The organism is Chryseobacterium gossypii, assembly GCF_041361455.1.
Lineage (GTDB): Bacteria > Bacteroidota > Bacteroidia > Flavobacteriales > Weeksellaceae > Chryseobacterium > Chryseobacterium gossypii.
In genome coordinates this window covers 416,346-431,696 of the sequence record NZ_JBGCUR010000001.1, presented here as the reverse complement: position 1 = coordinate 431,696, position 15,351 = coordinate 416,346, and the positions used below count along the sequence as shown (strand labels likewise).

Below are 15,351 nucleotides of genomic sequence, written 5' to 3'. Positions count from 1 at the left end.
AAAAACTATTCACCAAGTGAACCTGCCGGTTCACCAAGTTTATATTAAAGTGATAATCAGACCACAGCATTGCGGTATCCAATCCTGCCACTCCGTTTAACGGTAAACCCCCGGGATTAATCTTGCTATTTTTTGCCTTACACAATACAGCCCTTCAGGACACCGAATGTATTTGGAAATTTGCTTTTCGCTGTTCACCAAGTCAAAGTTCCGTTTTACCAAGTCTCCTGATTTTCCACCGGGAATACGGGTAACTTTACCATAGAATTTAAATCAAAAAATTATGAAATTGACCCATTTTTTATTAACCGGATTATTGATCCTGGGAAGCCTGGTAAACGCCCAGGAAATAAAGAAAAATTCAATAGAAGTGACAGGAATCGCGGAAATGGAAGTAGAACCGGATGAAATCACCTTTAACATCGGCATCAAGGCAGACAACAAGAATGAGCTTGCAGATAATGAAAAGAAATTATTTGAAATACTGAAAAAAGATGGTGTGAAGAATGAGGACATCAAATTTAAATCCATGTATCAGAATCTTTATTCCAAAATAACCAAATTTACCAAAAACTATCAGTTTAAGGTGAACGCCAAGACCAATGTGAGCAGGCTTTTTGAAGACCTGAACCAAAAATGGGTCGCCAATATGAATATTGCAGAGGTCAGGAATACCCGAATTGCTGATTTCAGGAAAACCGTGAAAATAAACGCCTTAAAGGCTGCAAAAGAGAAAGCCGATTATCTATTGGAGAGCATCGGCAAAAAAACAGGGAATCCTCTTGAAATCATAGAAGTAGAAGATTATATGAGCGACAGCATAATCCCCGTTTCCTATAAAAGCAAAATGAGCAATGTACAGCTGGAAGCCGCTGATGCAGGGATGGACTATTCGTTTGACAATATTGAAAACATCAAACTGAAATACAGCATCAGAACAAAATACGAAATTCTTTAACCTAATCAACATCAGATCATGGCTATTAAAACGTTAACCTTAGTAATCAGTGCTGCTGCCCTGCTAAGCATGCAAACTCCTTCGGAGGCAGTCCGCATTGAAAGAAATTATTCCCGCAATTCCGGAAATATGATCCTTGAGAATGAGAGTACGCAAACTTCAACCACCTCCAAAGAAAATAAAATCCAGGTGGCCCTACTGCTGGACACTTCCAACAGTATGGACGGACTGATCGATCAGGCAAAATCCAGGCTCTGGAATATCGTGAATACGCTGACAACATTGAAATATAACGGAAAAAGTCCACAAATAGAAATTTCCCTGTATGAATACGGAAATGACGGCATCCATGATGAACATTATATCCGCCAGGTTACGCCGCTTACCCAGGACCTGGACCTGGTTTCGGAAAAGCTGTTCGCGCTGAGGACCAACGGAGGAAGCGAATACTGCGGTGCAGTGATCCGTGACACCTCACAGAACCTGAACTGGGACAGCAATGACAAAAGCATGAAGCTGATCTATATTGCCGGAAATGAACCTTTCGACCAGGGGAAGATCAGCTATAAGGAGGCCATTTCAGGAGCTAAAGGTAAAAAGATCTATATCAATACCATTTTTTGCGGTGAAAGGAATGAGGGAATCCAGACCTTCTGGCAGAACGGTGCTACCCTGGGAGAGGGAAAGTATTTTAATATTGACAGTGACAGAAAAGTGATCTCTATTGAAACGCCTTATGACATCCGTATTTCTGAGTGCAATGAAAAACTCAATGATACTTACATCTATTACGGAAACCGTGGTTATGAATATAAAAGCAAACAGGTAGCACAGGATAAGAATGCCGGAATACAGTCCGTATCCAGCGCTGTTGAAAGAACGGTAGCCAAAGCAAAGAAAAATGCTTATAAAAACGAACACTGGGATCTGGTAGATAAAGCTGAAAAGGATGCCGGCTTCATAAGTTCTGTAACGGAAGAAGAGCTTCCTGCGGAACTGAAAGGAAAAAGCAGGGAAGAAATCAAGAAAATGATAGCCATAAAATCTGCTGAACGGGAAAAAATCCAGAAAGAGATTGAAGAGCTTTCTAAAAAGCGCCAGGATTACATTGATAAAGAAATGAAAAAACGGGGCTCTCAGGATTCGGATGATCTCGGGAAAGCCATTGAAAGGTCCGTTCTTGAACTCGCAAAAAGAAGCGGATACAACGTATAATGTGAGTATGCACACAGTTATTGGCTCCGGCTCCGCCGGAGCCAATAACTTACCTTCCGAATTTGAAGTACCTGGACAGCGGGTGCTTCTTTCTTTTCATAAATAAAGAGGCCATCTCCATTCCCGTGACAGAAAAAGTAATCCCGTTCCCACCGAAGCCAAGAACAAAATAAGAGTTCTTAAACTTTTTATGCTCTCCTATATAAGGCAGCCCGTCTTTGGTTTCCCCAAAGGTTCCGGCCCAGACAAAATCGGTATAGAAATGATAACCAGGCTTTATCTTTCTGAGGATATTCAAAATTGCTTTTTCTTTCTTGTCCAATATGGCATCTCTTTCCCCCGCATCAGAAAAATCTTCGTCACCCCCTCCTATCAGTAATCTCCCGTCATCAGTGCTGCGCATATACATATAAGGCTTATCAGTATTCCATACCAAGGTATTGGTGATGTTCTTAAATTTGTCCTTATCAATCTCGGAAACCATGGCATAGGTACTTTTTAGGGTTACGAAATTTTCTTTGATCAGGCTTTTGCTTTCATAGCCTGTGCAATATATGATCTTTCCGGCTTTTATCCGATATCCCTGATCTGTTGAGGCCAGGTTATATCCTTTAAAGTATTCCACCTTCATTATTTCTGTCTTATCAAAAATCCTGAGCCCTCTTTTTACATTGAGCATAAATAACTCATGGGCAAAGTGAAAGGCGTCAATGCTGGCACCCTGTTCAGACAGGATTCCTCCATAGGTATTTTCAAACCCGAATTTATCTGAAATTTCATCAGCATCCAGCCATATTACGGCAAAGCCTGCTTTTTTTCTGGCTTCATATTCTTTTTTCAGCCATTCCGCATCTGTCTTCATGGCAGCATAATACAGGGATTTCTTTCTTTTGAAACCGGATCTGGATTTTATTTTACCGGAAAGCTCTTCAATTTTATCAATGGCATCCGAACAGGCTTTGTAACTTTTCACGGCTCCGCCTGCTCCTACTTTTTCCGTAAGCTCAAAAAGGGGAACATCTATTTCATATTGAAGCATTGAAGTGGTGGCAGAGGTACTCCCGTTAGCAATCTCACGCTTATCGACGAGGATTGTTTCATAACCGTCTTCAATCATCTGATGGGCAATCAGGCTTCCTGTAATACCTCCGCCAATGATCAGCACCTCACATTCCACATCTGATTTCAGGGAGGGATAGGATGCCATCAACCCGTTTTTCAAAAGCCAGAATGGTTCATTCGATTTTAAATCCATATTCACATTTCTTTAACTAAAATAATAATATTTATGATTATTTAACTATTTGTGGTGTAATTATTGATGTCGGACTTAAAATCAAACCACATTAAAATATACGATATGATAACGATTATTCCAGAAGCTCCGGAAAATGTTGCGGCATTCAATGCCACCGGAGAAGTAACTAAAGAAGATTTTGAAAACCTAGTAATTCCACGCGTAAAAGAAAAAGTCGACCAGTTTGGAGAGCTGAATTACTTATTGTATTTGGATACCGATCTGGATAAATTCACGATGGGAGCGTGGTTGGAAGATGCACTTCTAGGTCTGAAAAATCTGACGAAATGGAACCGCACCGCTATTGTAACGGATAAGGAGGGGGTTCAGAATTTCACGGATGTTTTCAGTGTCCTGATGCCGGGAGAATTCAAATCTTTCCCAAAAGGTAATTTATACAATGCCCTTTATTGGTGTAAAAACGGCAATGAAGTAGAGGCATGATCAGTCTTATAAACTAAAAAGGAGGCTGTCTCAAAAGGTAAATTAACGCTCTGAGAATCTCTTAAATGACAAAAGTTGTCAGACAGGAGTCCGAGAGAGGGGGTACTTTTGAGACAGCCTCTTTTTTATAATCCGGCTATTCAATTAAAGATCAGGAACCCGCGATCATTTATCACAAGAGACACATTCTGCTGTGATTTCTTCAACGGTCCCGGAACTATACAGATATTTATACCTCAGGCTGATGATCAGGCCTATCAGGGTCATCCCAACCCCTACCAAAGAAGGGTAATTAAAGGAAAAGCCATGCTCTAAAGGAATACCGCCTAAAAATGCTCCCATGGCATTAGCAATATTAAAGGCCGCCTGCATGAAGGCCGCCGCCATCATCTCACTTTTGGGTGCCGCTTTCATCATCATAATGTTAATAGGCGAAGCAACAGACATTGACAAAGCTCCGCATACAAAGGTCAGAGCCAAAGCTATATTCTGATATTCTGAAAGGAAAAATACTCCGGCCAGGGAAGCCATCATCAGGAAAAGCAACAGGGAGCATGTCTTTTCCGGTCCTAACCGGTCTGACAAAATACCGCCAGCCAAATTACCAACTACCATTCCTCCTCCGGCAAGAATCATTACGTAAGCCATCTGGCTGCTCTTAATTCCTGCAATAACCGTCATTAAAGGGGTAATATAGCTGAACCATGTGAAAAGCCCCCCGAAACCGATTGCCGTGATCAATAATACCAGCCACGACTGCTTGCTTTTAAGAAATTTAAGCTCTTCCAAAAAATGGGTATTCTGATTGGTTTCCATCGAAGGAAGCCATAATTTTAAAAATAACAGGGCAAGCAAACCGATAACCGCCACAATTGCAAAGTACCACCTCCAGTGAAAGGCATGCCCGATGTAAGTTACCAGAGGTACCATGGCAAGGTTGGCTATTGTAAGCCCCGTAAACATCAGTGAGATATAAAGCGCCTCCTTCCCTTTTCCTGCCATCCTTGAGGCCACTACCGTTCCTACCCCGAAAAAGGCTCCATGCGGCAGGCCCGACATAAACCTGATGATCAGCATTGTAGTATAATCTGGAGCAACAGCCGACAGACCGTTAAATAAGGTAAACAGAATCATCAATGCAATAAGCACTTTTTTGGGTGCAAATTTTACTGAATAGCCTATTAAAATGGGAGCTCCTACCACCACTCCCAAAGCATAGGCGGAGATCAGATGCCCCGCTTCCGGAATTGTAATGCTCAGACTTCTGGCCATATCAGGCAGCAATCCCATAATGGTAAATTCCGTAGTTCCGATCCCCAAGCCACCAACGGCCAAGGGTATTATTCTTTTATCAATCATCCCCATATTCAAGTCCTTTGTAATTAATTAATGTTTTCTCTTGGAATGCAAAATTCGATAGAAATTATCAGTTATACTTTAACTGAAATGATAGAATTTTGCTCTACATTAACTTTTTTATTTAATTTTGAAGCCATAAATAAGCAAAGCAGAATCAAATGAAAATCCAGAAAGAAATTATAGAATTTGAAAAGGACAGATCTTTCAAGCTCTTTTCACCCTGTCTCAAAAATTGTTTCTTCTGGCATTATCATCCTGAAATAGAGCTTGTCTACGTGGAGGCCATTAATGGTATCCGACACGTGGGAAAAGATATTTCCGGCTTCACGGAAAGTGACCTGGTACTGATCGGTTCAAATGTTCCGCATCTTAATTTTGATTACGGCATCCAGACGGGGTGCCGGCAGATGGTCCTACAAATGAGGGAAAACTTCCTGCAGGACCTGGTTTCAAGAGTTCCTGAATTTGGAAATATAAAACGGCTCCTGGAGCGGTCCTATCTGGGGCTGTCTTTTTCAGGGGAAACCAAAAGACTTGTTGTGGAAAAGCTATCCGCCATGGCAGACAAAACCGGTTTTGATTCTCTGATGGGACTGATCGGGATCCTGCAGATACTGGCCGATTCTACTGAAGTAAAGGAGCTCAACTCCGAAGATACCAGGATAAAATGGTTCCTGAATGATAAAATCAGGATGGGAACCATCTATGATTATATCGATGAAAATTATGACAAGAAGCCTAATGTAAATGATATTGCCCGGATCGTAAGCCTGAGCACCCCCGCTTTTTGCCGCTATTTTAAAAAACAGACCAATATGACCTTCACGGACTTCGTCAACAATTATAGGATCAATCAGGCCAAAATCTTTTTACTGAAGGAAGCTTCCATCACAGAGGTCTGTTTTCAGGTAGGGTTTGAAAGCCTTTCTTATTTCAATAAGCTGTTTAAGAAACATGTAGGGGAAACACCTTCTGAATTCAGAAAAAGGCATCTGAATAAAATAGAAGCGTAATATTCAATATCGGTTACCATATAAACCGCCTGTTACTGATCTCAGCAATAAAAAATCGCCCTAAGAGCGATTTTATATTAATGGATATGTTTTTCCGCGTGATAAGAGCTTCTTACCAGTGGTGAGCTTTCCACGTGCCTGAATCCCAGACTTCTTGCAAAATCTCCAAACTCATCAAACTCCTCAGGGGTAATGAACTTTTTAACAGGCAGGTGCTTTTTGGTTGGCTGTAAATACTGCCCCAGGGTAATGACATCCACATTGGCATTCCTGATATCTTCAATGGTCTGGAAGACCTCATCTTTGGTTTCACCCAAGCCAAGCATAACACCGGTTTTCGTTCTCCTTTGCCCTGCTTCTTTCAGATACCTCAATACCTCGAGGCTCCTTTCATATTTAGCCTGAATCCTTACCTCCCGGGTCAGCCTTTTTACCGTTTCCATATTGTGGGAGATCACTTCCGGGGCCACATCCACCAGCCTGTCCAGGTGTTTGGTAATGCCCTGAAAGTCCGGGATCAGAGTTTCCATCGTTGTTCCGGGAGAGATCCTTCTTACCGCATTTACGGTTTCAGCCCAAAGAATGGATCCCATATCTTTCAGATCATCACGGTCAACTGATGTAAGAACGGCATGTTTGATTTTCATTAGCTTGATCGAACGGGCCACTTTTTCAGGCTCATCCCAATTGACATCCAAAGGTTTACCGGTTTTCACCCCGCAGAACCCGCAGCTCCTCGTACAGATATTTCCAAGGATCATAAAGGTAGCAGTTCCCTCGCCCCAGCATTCGCCCATATTGGGACAGCTTCCACTCTGGCATATTGTATTAAGTTTATATTTATCAACCAAGGTTCGGAGCTCTCTGTAATTTTTCCCGGTGGGAAGTTTTACACGGATCCATTTTGGTTTTTGCACGGTAGTGTCTTGAACTAAATTTTCCATCTCTAAAGTTGAAGTTCAAAGTTAAGGAATTTTTAATGGAAACCATCTACCGGAAAAATTGATGGAACATATCATTGGAAATATATTGTAAATTTATGATCTTAAAATTTTGCTGATGAGAAAGATATTATTATTGTTATCCGTTATTTTCAATATATTTTGTTTTGCCCAGGAAGAATTTCAGCCGGAAGGGTCAAAAGTTATTGAAATTGCAGATGGAGATCTGGATGGTGATCAGATCCCCGAAAAAGTAATCATCTACAACACAAAAGACACTACTGATCTGGGTAACATCCGGGAAATCCAGATTTTGAAAAAAGTCAACGGAAAATGGACCATGCTTGAAAAATCACGAAAGGCAATACTGGAAAGTAATGGCGGAGGAATGATGGGTGACCCTTACGCCTATACCAAAATTGAAAAGGGTATCCTGATTATCGCCCAATCCGGAGGGAGCAGCTGGAAGTGGGGATATACCGATAAATACAGGTTTCAGAACGGGCATTTTGAGCTGATCGGCTATACCTCCGCGTACGGAAAGCCCGGAGAATATTTTCAGAATGTGGATTTCAATCTTTCTACGGGACGGCTGATCTATACCAAAGACGTTGAGGATACCGGCAATCCGGATTATGGAAAATCTACGAAGGAAACATTCATAAAAAAAGGTTTAAAGATCAATCTGCAGAACAGGAACGGAAAAGAACAGAGAAAAATTGTACTTCCGGGGACAAAGACGGAAATCTATATATGATCAATTATCTTCAAATTCATTGTTTTTCAATAATTCGGCAAGTACCTTTTTGGCGCGCATCACCCTTACCTTGGTATTGGCAACCGATATTCCCAGCTCTTCTGCGATTTCCCTGATGCTTTTTTCTTCAAAAAATCTCAGCTTAATGATATCCTGGTAATTGGCATCCAGGGATTCGATAGTTTTGATGATCTTTTTCTGTTCCTCGTCAGAGATCATAAGTTCTTCAGGGGACTTGGCATATTGGTTTCTGACCTCCTCCAGGTTTTCGGTAGCATCCTGGTTATCCCTGTTCCGTTTCCTCCAGAAATCAATTACCGTATTCTGGGCAATGGTTAAAATCCAGGTTTTAAACTGGAAATGGGGATCAAACAAATCCAGTTTTGAGAGTACCTTGGAAAAAACATTCACCGTAATCTCATCGGCATCATTTTCATCCTTCACTTTTTTCATCACAAAAGAGAACACATCCACCCAGAAAATATTAATGAGCTTGGTCTGGGCTTTCTGGTCTTTTTCTTTTGCCTTTTGAATGAGCTGGAATAATTGTTCGTCGTTCATGTATAACAAATATAATTTATTTCAGATAAAATGCAAAAGACATCATTCCTGTTTTTATAATAATTCTTCCTCACCGTTTCACATCTGGTTCAAAATTATACCGTTTACGGATCACCATTTTCTTCTCCTTAGCACTGAATTTATTATCTTTGCACGGTTAAATTAAAAGAAAATATAGATGAATTCCTTTATTGAAGAACTAAAATGGCGTGGTCTTTTTGCCGATATGATGCCCGGGACCGATGAGCAACTGAATAAAGAGGTAACTACCGCATATATTGGTTTTGATCCCACGGCTGATTCTTTGCATATCGGAAGTCTTATTCAGATAAAGATCCTGGCGCACTTTCAGCAGCATGGCCACAAACCTGTTGCTTTGGTAGGCGGAGCTACAGGAATGATCGGCGACCCTTCAGGCAAATCTTCGGAAAGAAATCTGCTTGATGAAGAAACATTGCTTCATTATGTGGACTGCCTGAAAAAACAACTTTCCCGATTTTTGAATTTTGAAGGCACGGAGCCTAATAAAGCGGAGCTGGTGAACAACTACGACTGGATGAAGAATATTTCCTTCCTTGATTTCGCCAAAAATGTTGGAAAAAACATTACCGTAAACTACATGATGGCTAAAGACTCCGTAAAAAAGAGATTTTCCGGCGAGGGTGGTGCGGAAGGAATGAGCTTTACGGAATTTACCTACCAGCTTATTCAGGGATATGATTTCCTTCATTTATATCTGAACAATAACGTAAAGCTTCAAATGGGAGGTTCGGACCAATGGGGAAATATCACCACCGGTACGGAACTTATCAGAAGAAAGGCACAGGGTGAAGCGTTTGCCTTAACCGTTCCTTTGATCACAAAAGCAGACGGCTCCAAGTTCGGAAAATCTGAAAGCGGTGAAAACTACTGGCTGGATAAAAAGAAAACGTCTCCGTACAAATTCTATCAGTTCTGGCTGAATGCTACGGATGAAGATGCCGAAAGATTTATCAAGTTTTACACCTTCCTGGGCAAAGAGGAAATCGAAACGCTGATTGAAGAACACAGAACCGTTCCTCATGAAAGAAAGCTTCAGAAAAAACTTGCCGAAGAAGTAACGGTCTGGGTACACGGAAGAGAGGAATACGAAAAAGCCCTGAAGGCATCCGAAATCCTTTTCGGGCGTTCTACGGCAGAAGATCTTGTAAGCCTTGATGAAGAAACCTTTTTAGAAATTTTTGACGGGGTTCCGCAAAAGGAAATCGCCCGGGCAGACGTTTTAGGAGTAAGCCTGGCTGATCTTCTTTCTGAAAGATCGGGTTTCCTGAAATCTAAAAGCGAGGCTCAGCGGGAAATAAAAGGAAATGCCATCTCGGTAAACAAACAAAAAGTGAACGATACTTTTACTGCCAGTGAAAGTGACCTGATCGACGGTAAGTTTTTATTGCTTCAGAAAGGTAAAAAAAGCTACTTTATCATCAGGGTTCAATAAGATAAAACTTCGGACAGTATTACCATAATGAGAGACACCTTGATCAGGTGTCTCTCTTTTAGTACAAAATTACTGCATAAAAAAACTACTTCATATTTACTGTAATTCAAGCAAAATAGATATCTTCAGCTCAACAATCATATTGTAAGGATCTTCATCATTATTGTCATCATCGTCGATCAATCCCAACAGCAATATTGTTAATACAAAGGCAAATGTATGCTTTAATATCCGGTGTAAAATTTTTCAGTCTTAATTCTGTCCGGAGTTTACCCATTCCTGTTTTAAGAAGCGTAAAGTCCAGATATTATTTTTGCACCAATTGTATGGTCTTGGAAATTGTGCCGTGTTCTGTTTCCATCTGTATGATGTAGTTTCCGTCAGGATAGTTACGCAGATCAATGGTATATTTCTCTCCTTCCTGTTTCATCCGGCTTGCAGATAAGGTCTTTATTTTTTTTCCGGCTGCATCATGGATGGAAGCGGATTTTATTTTGTTGTTTCCGGTATCAATCCATATTTTACCGTCTCTGGTAGGGTTTGGATATACCATCACCGGCTTTCCGGCAGAAGTTTCCTGAACGGCTAAATTGGTATTGGTGGTATACCGGAAGGTGGACGGTATCGCCTGCGGAACCGGAAATATCATATTGCTTACCGAGAATCCGGCGATCTGTTCCCTGTTATTTTTATACCATGTATATGTTGTAATCTGTGTTGTTGAAACTGTAGAGCCACCCATGCTTATAGTGACGGCACTCTCCTTTTTCACTCTTAAAACATCGGTATATGTTCCCGCCGGAGTTATGAGGGTCCCATATCCGTCAGCAGTAATGACATCACTGGTATTGGTGGTTACACCGTTCACCGTATATGAAGAGGTGTCTGTAAAGGACTGCAGATAGGTGGCTGGAAATTTTAGCTGGATGGGGGTATCCGTGTAAGTAAGGGTAAAATTGTTAGCTATATTTCTCGATCCCAAAGCTTCAAACTGTGTACTGGTAACTCTGAACAGGTTTTTATCATCACTTTGGTTCCCGTTAGCATCCAGGCTTACTACATACCGGTTTGCGGTAGGGAAGGATGCGCATTCGGGGACAGCTGAAGAACAGTTCCCGTAAAGCAGTCTGACACCTCCCACCGTACCCTGTATGGCAGAAAAATTCCAGGTTACATTGGCTCCTCCGTTACCCGGAGTATAGGCGCCCTGATTAAAGCTGACCTCCGTAAACTGGAAGGCACCATTAATAATATCCGCACTGGTAATGGTGGGCTGCGCTTTGGCCTTGAAAAAAAAGGCAATAATAATGAGTAGATATTTTGCTTTCATAATTGCATGTTTTTATAATCCGATTGTTATGATATTTTATTTTCTTCCGGAATCCTAATTGCAAATGTTGCTCAAGCCGGAGTATAAAAAAAGGACATCTCACAATATTTTATAAAAACATATATAACTTTTTATAAAAAGTTTGCCATAAGAAAGATTTTAAAACGTTTATTCTGTGACAATTACATCTAAAACCAGGACCAGCCACACAGGCTACCCTGAGGATTGCATGCTGAACAATCATTAATTTTTAATTTTACATCATTCATACTTAATAAGAAGAATACAATCTAAAAATAACACTATGAAAAAAAAAGAAATTAATTCGAAGCTTAAAAAATTATGCAGGAAAGAACAACTGTCCATTCTGGGAGGATCAGGTGCAGGTACGGGTGCCATAGGCGGTGAGGAAGGCGGTGGAGGCGGAACAGCCCACGGCGGAGGAACCAATAACGGAGGCGGGACAGGAAATATAGTATGCTATGACCTTACGATCAACCCTTGTACTTCTCCACCAGCGGACAATTAACTAAATAAAACAAAAAAATGAAAACTACTATTACCCCTTTAAAGAAATTATCCAGAAAAGAACAATCTGCCATTGTTGCCGGAGGAACCTCTTTTAATACCGGGAATGACCCCCGTGGAGGAACAGGAGGCGGAACAAACAATGGCGGCGGATCCGGAAATGTGATTGACCCGTGTGTCCTGATACCTATTTCCGAGTGCCTTTTTCAGAATAAATGCACACAGGAATATGTACGTAACTGTTAAAGCTAAACCGTGAAACAGAACACTTCAGGAAGATACTTCCGCATTTAATTTTTCGATATACTGAAACGGGGTAACACCCGTTTTTTCTTTGAAGGTCCTCGCAAAAGAAATACCGCTTTTATAGCCTACCAGATCTGCCAATGCCTGGGTAGTATAGCCCCTGATCTTTTTATTCTCCGATAATTCTTTGAGGATATAGTTAACCCTTAGCTCATTGGTATACTCGCTGAAAGATTTTTTCATGTATTTATTAATCGTCTGGGAAAGGTATGTGGTATTGGTATTCAATTTTTTAGCTACATATGCCTGATTATATTCCTGTTTCAGATAAAGCTTTTTCTCTTCCAGCTCAAGAAGGTTCTTTATGATCTCCGCTTCTTTTTCATTGCTTATGGTGAAAGTACTTTTATTGGGACTCATGGTATTCACCGTATCATTTTTTACCTGCAACAGCAGTTCATTGAGCCGTTGTTCCGTATGTTTCTTTTTTCTTGCCTGGGAAAGCATGTAAACCGTTATTCCGATTAGCAGGAGGATTAAGACAAAGATCAGAAGCAACTGGCTTTTCAGGACAGAGGAATTTTTGGAAATCTCATCATTCAGGTTTTTGGAATTGATCTCTTTATAAAGATCGGCAATGTTCTTCTTTTCAGCTTCTGAATTTCTTTTATATAAATCTACAAACCTGTTGCTGTAAAATTCCACGGAATCCGTTTTTCCTTCTTTCAGATAAATTTTGGAGAGATAATCCTGGGTAAATATATAATCGATATTCACCACACCATCTTTTTCCATTAAACGGGATATTTCGAGGAAGCTGGATTTGGACCTTTTGTAATCCCCCTGCTCATAATAATTGACCCCTATATTATATTTCAGGTTGAGTATTTCATCTTTAAACTGCAGGGATTTATAGAGATCCAAACTTTTCTGATAATATCCGGTGGCCTCTTTGTAGTTTTCTTTTTTATTATAAAGGGTTCCCAGCATCAGGTATGTTCCGGCCAATAATTTTTTATCCTTCGCCACCTCAAGCAGTTGATTCAGGGCATATGATGCGCTGTCCGCATATTTCTTATTCCTGTTCGTATCAGCTATAAATTTATCTGAATATAAATGTCCAAGATTAGAAAACAGATTGTTGTAAATAATCTCAAAATTTTCTTTTGGATACAAATCCCTGTTTTCTTCCAGAAGCCTGAGGGTCTGTCGGGTTTCCTTTATCGCGTCATCCGTCTGCTTCAGATTCAGCTTTACAAAAGCTATATTCCCTTTAATTTTAATATGTTGTTTAACGTCATTATTCTCCAGGGCAAAATGATCTGCTTTGATGAACTTCCTCAGCGCTTCATTAGGCATCTGGTCCGCCATATCCGTATTTCCGAGAATATTATAGATATGGGACAGGTCTGTATAGTTTTCATCCGTCTCCGGAATCTTTTTCAGATAGGAATTAATTTTTATAAGGTCCTCTTTCCCGTTATAATCTTTACCTGTAATGGTGAGCAGATACCGTCTCGCCGCCCGGGCAAAGGCCTGATCAATATCTTTATTTGACGAAAAGACTTTGTCCAGATACATTAATGCACTGTCGACACCTATCTTTTGATAGATGAAGAACTTATCCTTATACTGTTGTATATTCTTCTGACTTTGTGGGAATACCTGTAAGGATGCAATAAGCAGGATGAATGCCAATACTCTTCTCCACATGGATTCTGTAATTAACTGCCAAGATAATTATTTTTATCCTTAACCTCAAATAAAAATATGCCCGGGAATTCAGATGACATAAAACATAAAAGAGAATGCGGAAGCATTCTCTTTTCCTAATATATAGTTTTTTATATTCTTACAATTCCAGGAAGCTGTACGCTACTGCTGCACTTTTGGTTCCGGATCCTTCAACGGTATCGGATTTGGCAACTTCACCATCAATCCAGATATTCACGATCAGCTTTGAATCGGCATTGGGTAAAACTGCATTAGCGGCCAAATTCAGCTGCGACTGGCTTGAGTTTACGAACATTTCCCCGCTGGTCCACGTAGTCCCCGTAGGATCAAAAATTGTATTCTGGCTCGTACCTACCTGTGTTACTACAGTTTTAAAAACAGTTCCGGTGGTTCCCTTTGCCTCAAACTGTACTATGTGATCTGTAAATTCATCATCATCGTCATCATCCTTACAAGAATTAACTACAGAAATTACCGAAAATAATACGATGAATAAAAAAGAAAGTCTAAGTAAATTTTTTGATTTGTAAAATTGCTTCATTTCTCCAAATAGATTTTTTATGTTTCAAATATAACTTTTTTATCAATATAAAAATAATTTTTATGTAAAATTTCCAATAAAGATTTCCAAGTAATATCAAATCAATAAAAAGATCACAGCCTGCTCCCCGGCCTCACAGGGCTGATAAAACCATTCATTTTCAGACAATTAATGATCCGCATAAAATTATTCTGGTATCCGGCGCCAATAGGGCTTAGTTATTATCTGATTTTGTCAATTATCTTTTATATTTGTTCCATGAATTTAGATTATTTAGTAAGGGAACCCGAAAATATCAATCCGGATACTCCCATCCTCTTTATGCTTCACGGATACGGAAGCAATGAGCAAGACCTTTTCAGTTTCAGGGAAACGCTTCCTTCGGACTGGCTTATTGTAAGCTTCAGAGCACCCCGAAGCACCCGGTTTGAAGGATATTCCTGGTACGATATAGATTTCAATAACCCTGATAATTTTGTAGATATAGCCCAGGCCAATGAATCCCTGAACGCCGTGTTGGAAAGCATTCTGAAAATCATAAACCATTACGGGCTCACCGAAAGCAAAACGCATCTGTGCGGTTTCAGCCAGGGAGGTATCCTGTGCTATGCCCTGGCCTTAACGTATCCCGAAATGTTTAACAATGTTGCCTGCCTGAGCAGCTACCCGGAAGAAAAGCTGTTAAAAAATATCGTTAAGGACAAAAAGAAATTGGAAAGGCTACGCTTTTTTATATCACACGGGACAGATGATGCTGTAATCCCCCTGGACTGGGGCAGAAAAGCCGCTGATCTTTTATATGACCTCGGTTGTTACTTTACTTTCAGAGAATACATGAGCGGACACGGCGTAAATCAGAAAAATTATATTGATCTGATGGACTTCCTGTCTAAATAATTAAAAAAAACCATTTTCTAAAATCTGTTACCATTTATACAAACATTCTCAGGATT

General features: G+C 40.4%; 16 protein-coding genes. 9 read left to right on the top strand and 7 right to left on the bottom strand.

What is annotated here, in order from left to right; all coding sequences use genetic code 11:
• Positions 1 to 283 precede the first annotated feature (283 nt).
• Positions 284 to 958, top strand: coding sequence for an SIMPL domain-containing protein (locus tag ABMQ40_RS02060; protein ID WP_370896015.1), 675 nt, complete (start codon positions 284 to 286; stop codon positions 956 to 958).
• Between the two features lie 18 nt (positions 959 to 976).
• Positions 977 to 2,173 (top strand): VWA domain-containing protein, encoded by a 1,197-nt coding sequence (locus tag ABMQ40_RS02055; protein ID WP_370896013.1) that lies wholly within the window; start codon positions 977 to 979, stop codon positions 2,171 to 2,173.
• Positions 2,174 to 2,222: 49 nt separating this feature from the next.
• Here ABMQ40_RS02055 and ABMQ40_RS02050 read toward each other — a convergent pair whose 3' ends face one another.
• Positions 2,223 to 3,428, bottom strand: coding sequence for an NAD(P)/FAD-dependent oxidoreductase (locus ABMQ40_RS02050; protein ID WP_370896011.1), 1,206 nt, complete (start codon positions 3,426 to 3,428; stop codon positions 2,223 to 2,225).
• 105 nt (positions 3,429 to 3,533) lie between these two features.
• On the opposite strand from ABMQ40_RS02050, the gene ABMQ40_RS02045 reads away from it, so the two are divergent.
• Positions 3,534 to 3,914 (top strand): SpoIIAA family protein, encoded by a 381-nt coding sequence (locus ABMQ40_RS02045; protein ID WP_370896009.1) that lies wholly within the window; start codon positions 3,534 to 3,536, stop codon positions 3,912 to 3,914.
• 165 nt (positions 3,915 to 4,079) lie between these two features.
• Here ABMQ40_RS02045 and ABMQ40_RS02040 read toward each other — a convergent pair whose 3' ends face one another.
• Entirely contained in the window at positions 4,080 to 5,273 is a 1,194-nt protein-coding gene (locus ABMQ40_RS02040) for an MFS transporter (RefSeq protein ID WP_370896007.1), read from the bottom strand.
• A 158-nt stretch (positions 5,274 to 5,431) separates the two neighbouring features.
• On the opposite strand from ABMQ40_RS02040, the gene ABMQ40_RS02035 reads away from it, so the two are divergent.
• Positions 5,432 to 6,286 carry an AraC family transcriptional regulator gene (locus ABMQ40_RS02035; RefSeq protein WP_370896005.1) on the top strand — a complete coding sequence of 285 codons (855 nt, stop codon included), beginning with the start codon at positions 5,432 to 5,434 and terminating at the stop codon, positions 6,284 to 6,286.
• A 77-nt stretch (positions 6,287 to 6,363) separates the two neighbouring features.
• Here ABMQ40_RS02035 and lipA read toward each other — a convergent pair whose 3' ends face one another.
• Complete coding sequence (gene lipA, locus ABMQ40_RS02030) at positions 6,364 to 7,230, bottom strand: lipoyl synthase (RefSeq protein ID WP_370896003.1); 867 nt, start codon at positions 7,228 to 7,230, stop codon at positions 6,364 to 6,366.
• A 115-nt stretch (positions 7,231 to 7,345) separates the two neighbouring features.
• On the opposite strand from lipA, the gene ABMQ40_RS02025 reads away from it, so the two are divergent.
• Positions 7,346 to 7,984, top strand: a complete 639-nt coding sequence (locus tag ABMQ40_RS02025) for a hypothetical protein (protein WP_370896001.1) — start codon at positions 7,346 to 7,348, stop codon at positions 7,982 to 7,984.
• On the opposite strand, the gene ABMQ40_RS02020 is transcribed toward ABMQ40_RS02025, so the two are convergent.
• Positions 7,985 to 8,545 carry an RNA polymerase sigma factor gene (locus ABMQ40_RS02020; protein ID WP_370895999.1) on the bottom strand — a complete coding sequence of 187 codons (561 nt, stop codon included), beginning with the start codon at positions 8,543 to 8,545 and terminating at the stop codon, positions 7,985 to 7,987. It lies immediately after the preceding gene.
• A gap of 178 nt (positions 8,546 to 8,723) precedes the next feature.
• Here ABMQ40_RS02020 and tyrS point away from each other — a divergent pair, with 178 nt between their 5' ends.
• Positions 8,724 to 10,019, top strand: a complete 1,296-nt coding sequence (gene tyrS / locus ABMQ40_RS02015; RefSeq protein ID WP_370895997.1) for a tyrosine--tRNA ligase — start codon at positions 8,724 to 8,726, stop codon at positions 10,017 to 10,019.
• Between the two features lie 307 nt (positions 10,020 to 10,326).
• Here tyrS and ABMQ40_RS02010 read toward each other — a convergent pair whose 3' ends face one another.
• Positions 10,327 to 11,349 (bottom strand): T9SS type A sorting domain-containing protein, encoded by a 1,023-nt coding sequence (locus tag ABMQ40_RS02010; RefSeq protein ID WP_370895995.1) that lies wholly within the window; start codon positions 11,347 to 11,349, stop codon positions 10,327 to 10,329.
• A gap of 304 nt (positions 11,350 to 11,653) precedes the next feature.
• Here ABMQ40_RS02010 and ABMQ40_RS02005 point away from each other — a divergent pair, with 304 nt between their 5' ends.
• On the top strand, positions 11,654 to 11,878 hold the full coding sequence (locus ABMQ40_RS02005; protein WP_370895993.1) for a hypothetical protein: 225 nt from the start codon (positions 11,654 to 11,656) through the stop codon (positions 11,876 to 11,878).
• 17 nt (positions 11,879 to 11,895) lie between these two features.
• Positions 11,896 to 12,123, top strand: coding sequence for a hypothetical protein (locus ABMQ40_RS02000; RefSeq protein ID WP_370895991.1), 228 nt, complete (start codon positions 11,896 to 11,898; stop codon positions 12,121 to 12,123).
• Between the two features lie 24 nt (positions 12,124 to 12,147).
• On the opposite strand, the gene ABMQ40_RS01995 is transcribed toward ABMQ40_RS02000, so the two are convergent.
• Complete coding sequence (locus ABMQ40_RS01995; protein WP_370895989.1) at positions 12,148 to 13,836, bottom strand: tetratricopeptide repeat protein; 1,689 nt, start codon at positions 13,834 to 13,836, stop codon at positions 12,148 to 12,150.
• Positions 13,837 to 13,975: 139 nt separating this feature from the next.
• Positions 13,976 to 14,398: a hypothetical protein gene (locus ABMQ40_RS01990; protein WP_370895987.1), complete on the bottom strand. Its 423-nt coding sequence runs from the start codon at positions 14,396 to 14,398 to the stop codon at positions 13,976 to 13,978.
• Between the two features lie 258 nt (positions 14,399 to 14,656).
• Between ABMQ40_RS01990 and ABMQ40_RS01985 the strand changes: the two genes are divergently transcribed.
• Positions 14,657 to 15,295: an alpha/beta hydrolase gene (locus ABMQ40_RS01985; protein WP_370895985.1), complete on the top strand. Its 639-nt coding sequence runs from the start codon at positions 14,657 to 14,659 to the stop codon at positions 15,293 to 15,295.
• Positions 15,296 to 15,351: the final 56 nt, after the last annotated feature.

What these genes read in the sequence shown, in the direction of transcription:
- ABMQ40_RS02060 (WP_370896015.1), top strand. Translation starts at nt 284, where the DNA reads ATGAAATTGACCCATTTTTTATTAACCGGATTATTGATCCTGGGAAGC.
- ABMQ40_RS02055 (WP_370896013.1), top strand. Translation starts at nt 977, where the DNA reads ATGGCTATTAAAACGTTAACCTTAGTAATCAGTGCTGCTGCCCTGCTA.
- ABMQ40_RS02050 (WP_370896011.1), bottom strand. Translation starts at nt 3,428, where the DNA reads ATGGATTTAAAATCGAATGAACCATTCTGGCTTTTGAAAAACGGGTTG.
- ABMQ40_RS02045 (WP_370896009.1), top strand. Translation starts at nt 3,534, where the DNA reads ATGATAACGATTATTCCAGAAGCTCCGGAAAATGTTGCGGCATTCAAT.
- ABMQ40_RS02040 (WP_370896007.1), bottom strand. Translation starts at nt 5,273, where the DNA reads ATGATTGATAAAAGAATAATACCCTTGGCCGTTGGTGGCTTGGGGATC.
- ABMQ40_RS02035 (WP_370896005.1), top strand. Translation starts at nt 5,432, where the DNA reads ATGAAAATCCAGAAAGAAATTATAGAATTTGAAAAGGACAGATCTTTC.
- lipA (WP_370896003.1), bottom strand. Translation starts at nt 7,230, where the DNA reads ATGGAAAATTTAGTTCAAGACACTACCGTGCAAAAACCAAAATGGATC.
- ABMQ40_RS02025 (WP_370896001.1), top strand. Translation starts at nt 7,346, where the DNA reads ATGAGAAAGATATTATTATTGTTATCCGTTATTTTCAATATATTTTGT.
- ABMQ40_RS02020 (WP_370895999.1), bottom strand. Translation starts at nt 8,545, where the DNA reads ATGAACGACGAACAATTATTCCAGCTCATTCAAAAGGCAAAAGAAAAA.
- tyrS (WP_370895997.1), top strand. Translation starts at nt 8,724, where the DNA reads ATGAATTCCTTTATTGAAGAACTAAAATGGCGTGGTCTTTTTGCCGAT.
- ABMQ40_RS02010 (WP_370895995.1), bottom strand. Translation starts at nt 11,349, where the DNA reads ATGAAAGCAAAATATCTACTCATTATTATTGCCTTTTTTTTCAAGGCC.
- ABMQ40_RS02005 (WP_370895993.1), top strand. Translation starts at nt 11,654, where the DNA reads ATGAAAAAAAAAGAAATTAATTCGAAGCTTAAAAAATTATGCAGGAAA.
- ABMQ40_RS02000 (WP_370895991.1), top strand. Translation starts at nt 11,896, where the DNA reads ATGAAAACTACTATTACCCCTTTAAAGAAATTATCCAGAAAAGAACAA.
- ABMQ40_RS01995 (WP_370895989.1), bottom strand. Translation starts at nt 13,836, where the DNA reads ATGTGGAGAAGAGTATTGGCATTCATCCTGCTTATTGCATCCTTACAG.
- ABMQ40_RS01990 (WP_370895987.1), bottom strand. Translation starts at nt 14,398, where the DNA reads ATGAAGCAATTTTACAAATCAAAAAATTTACTTAGACTTTCTTTTTTA.
- ABMQ40_RS01985 (WP_370895985.1), top strand. Translation starts at nt 14,657, where the DNA reads ATGAATTTAGATTATTTAGTAAGGGAACCCGAAAATATCAATCCGGAT.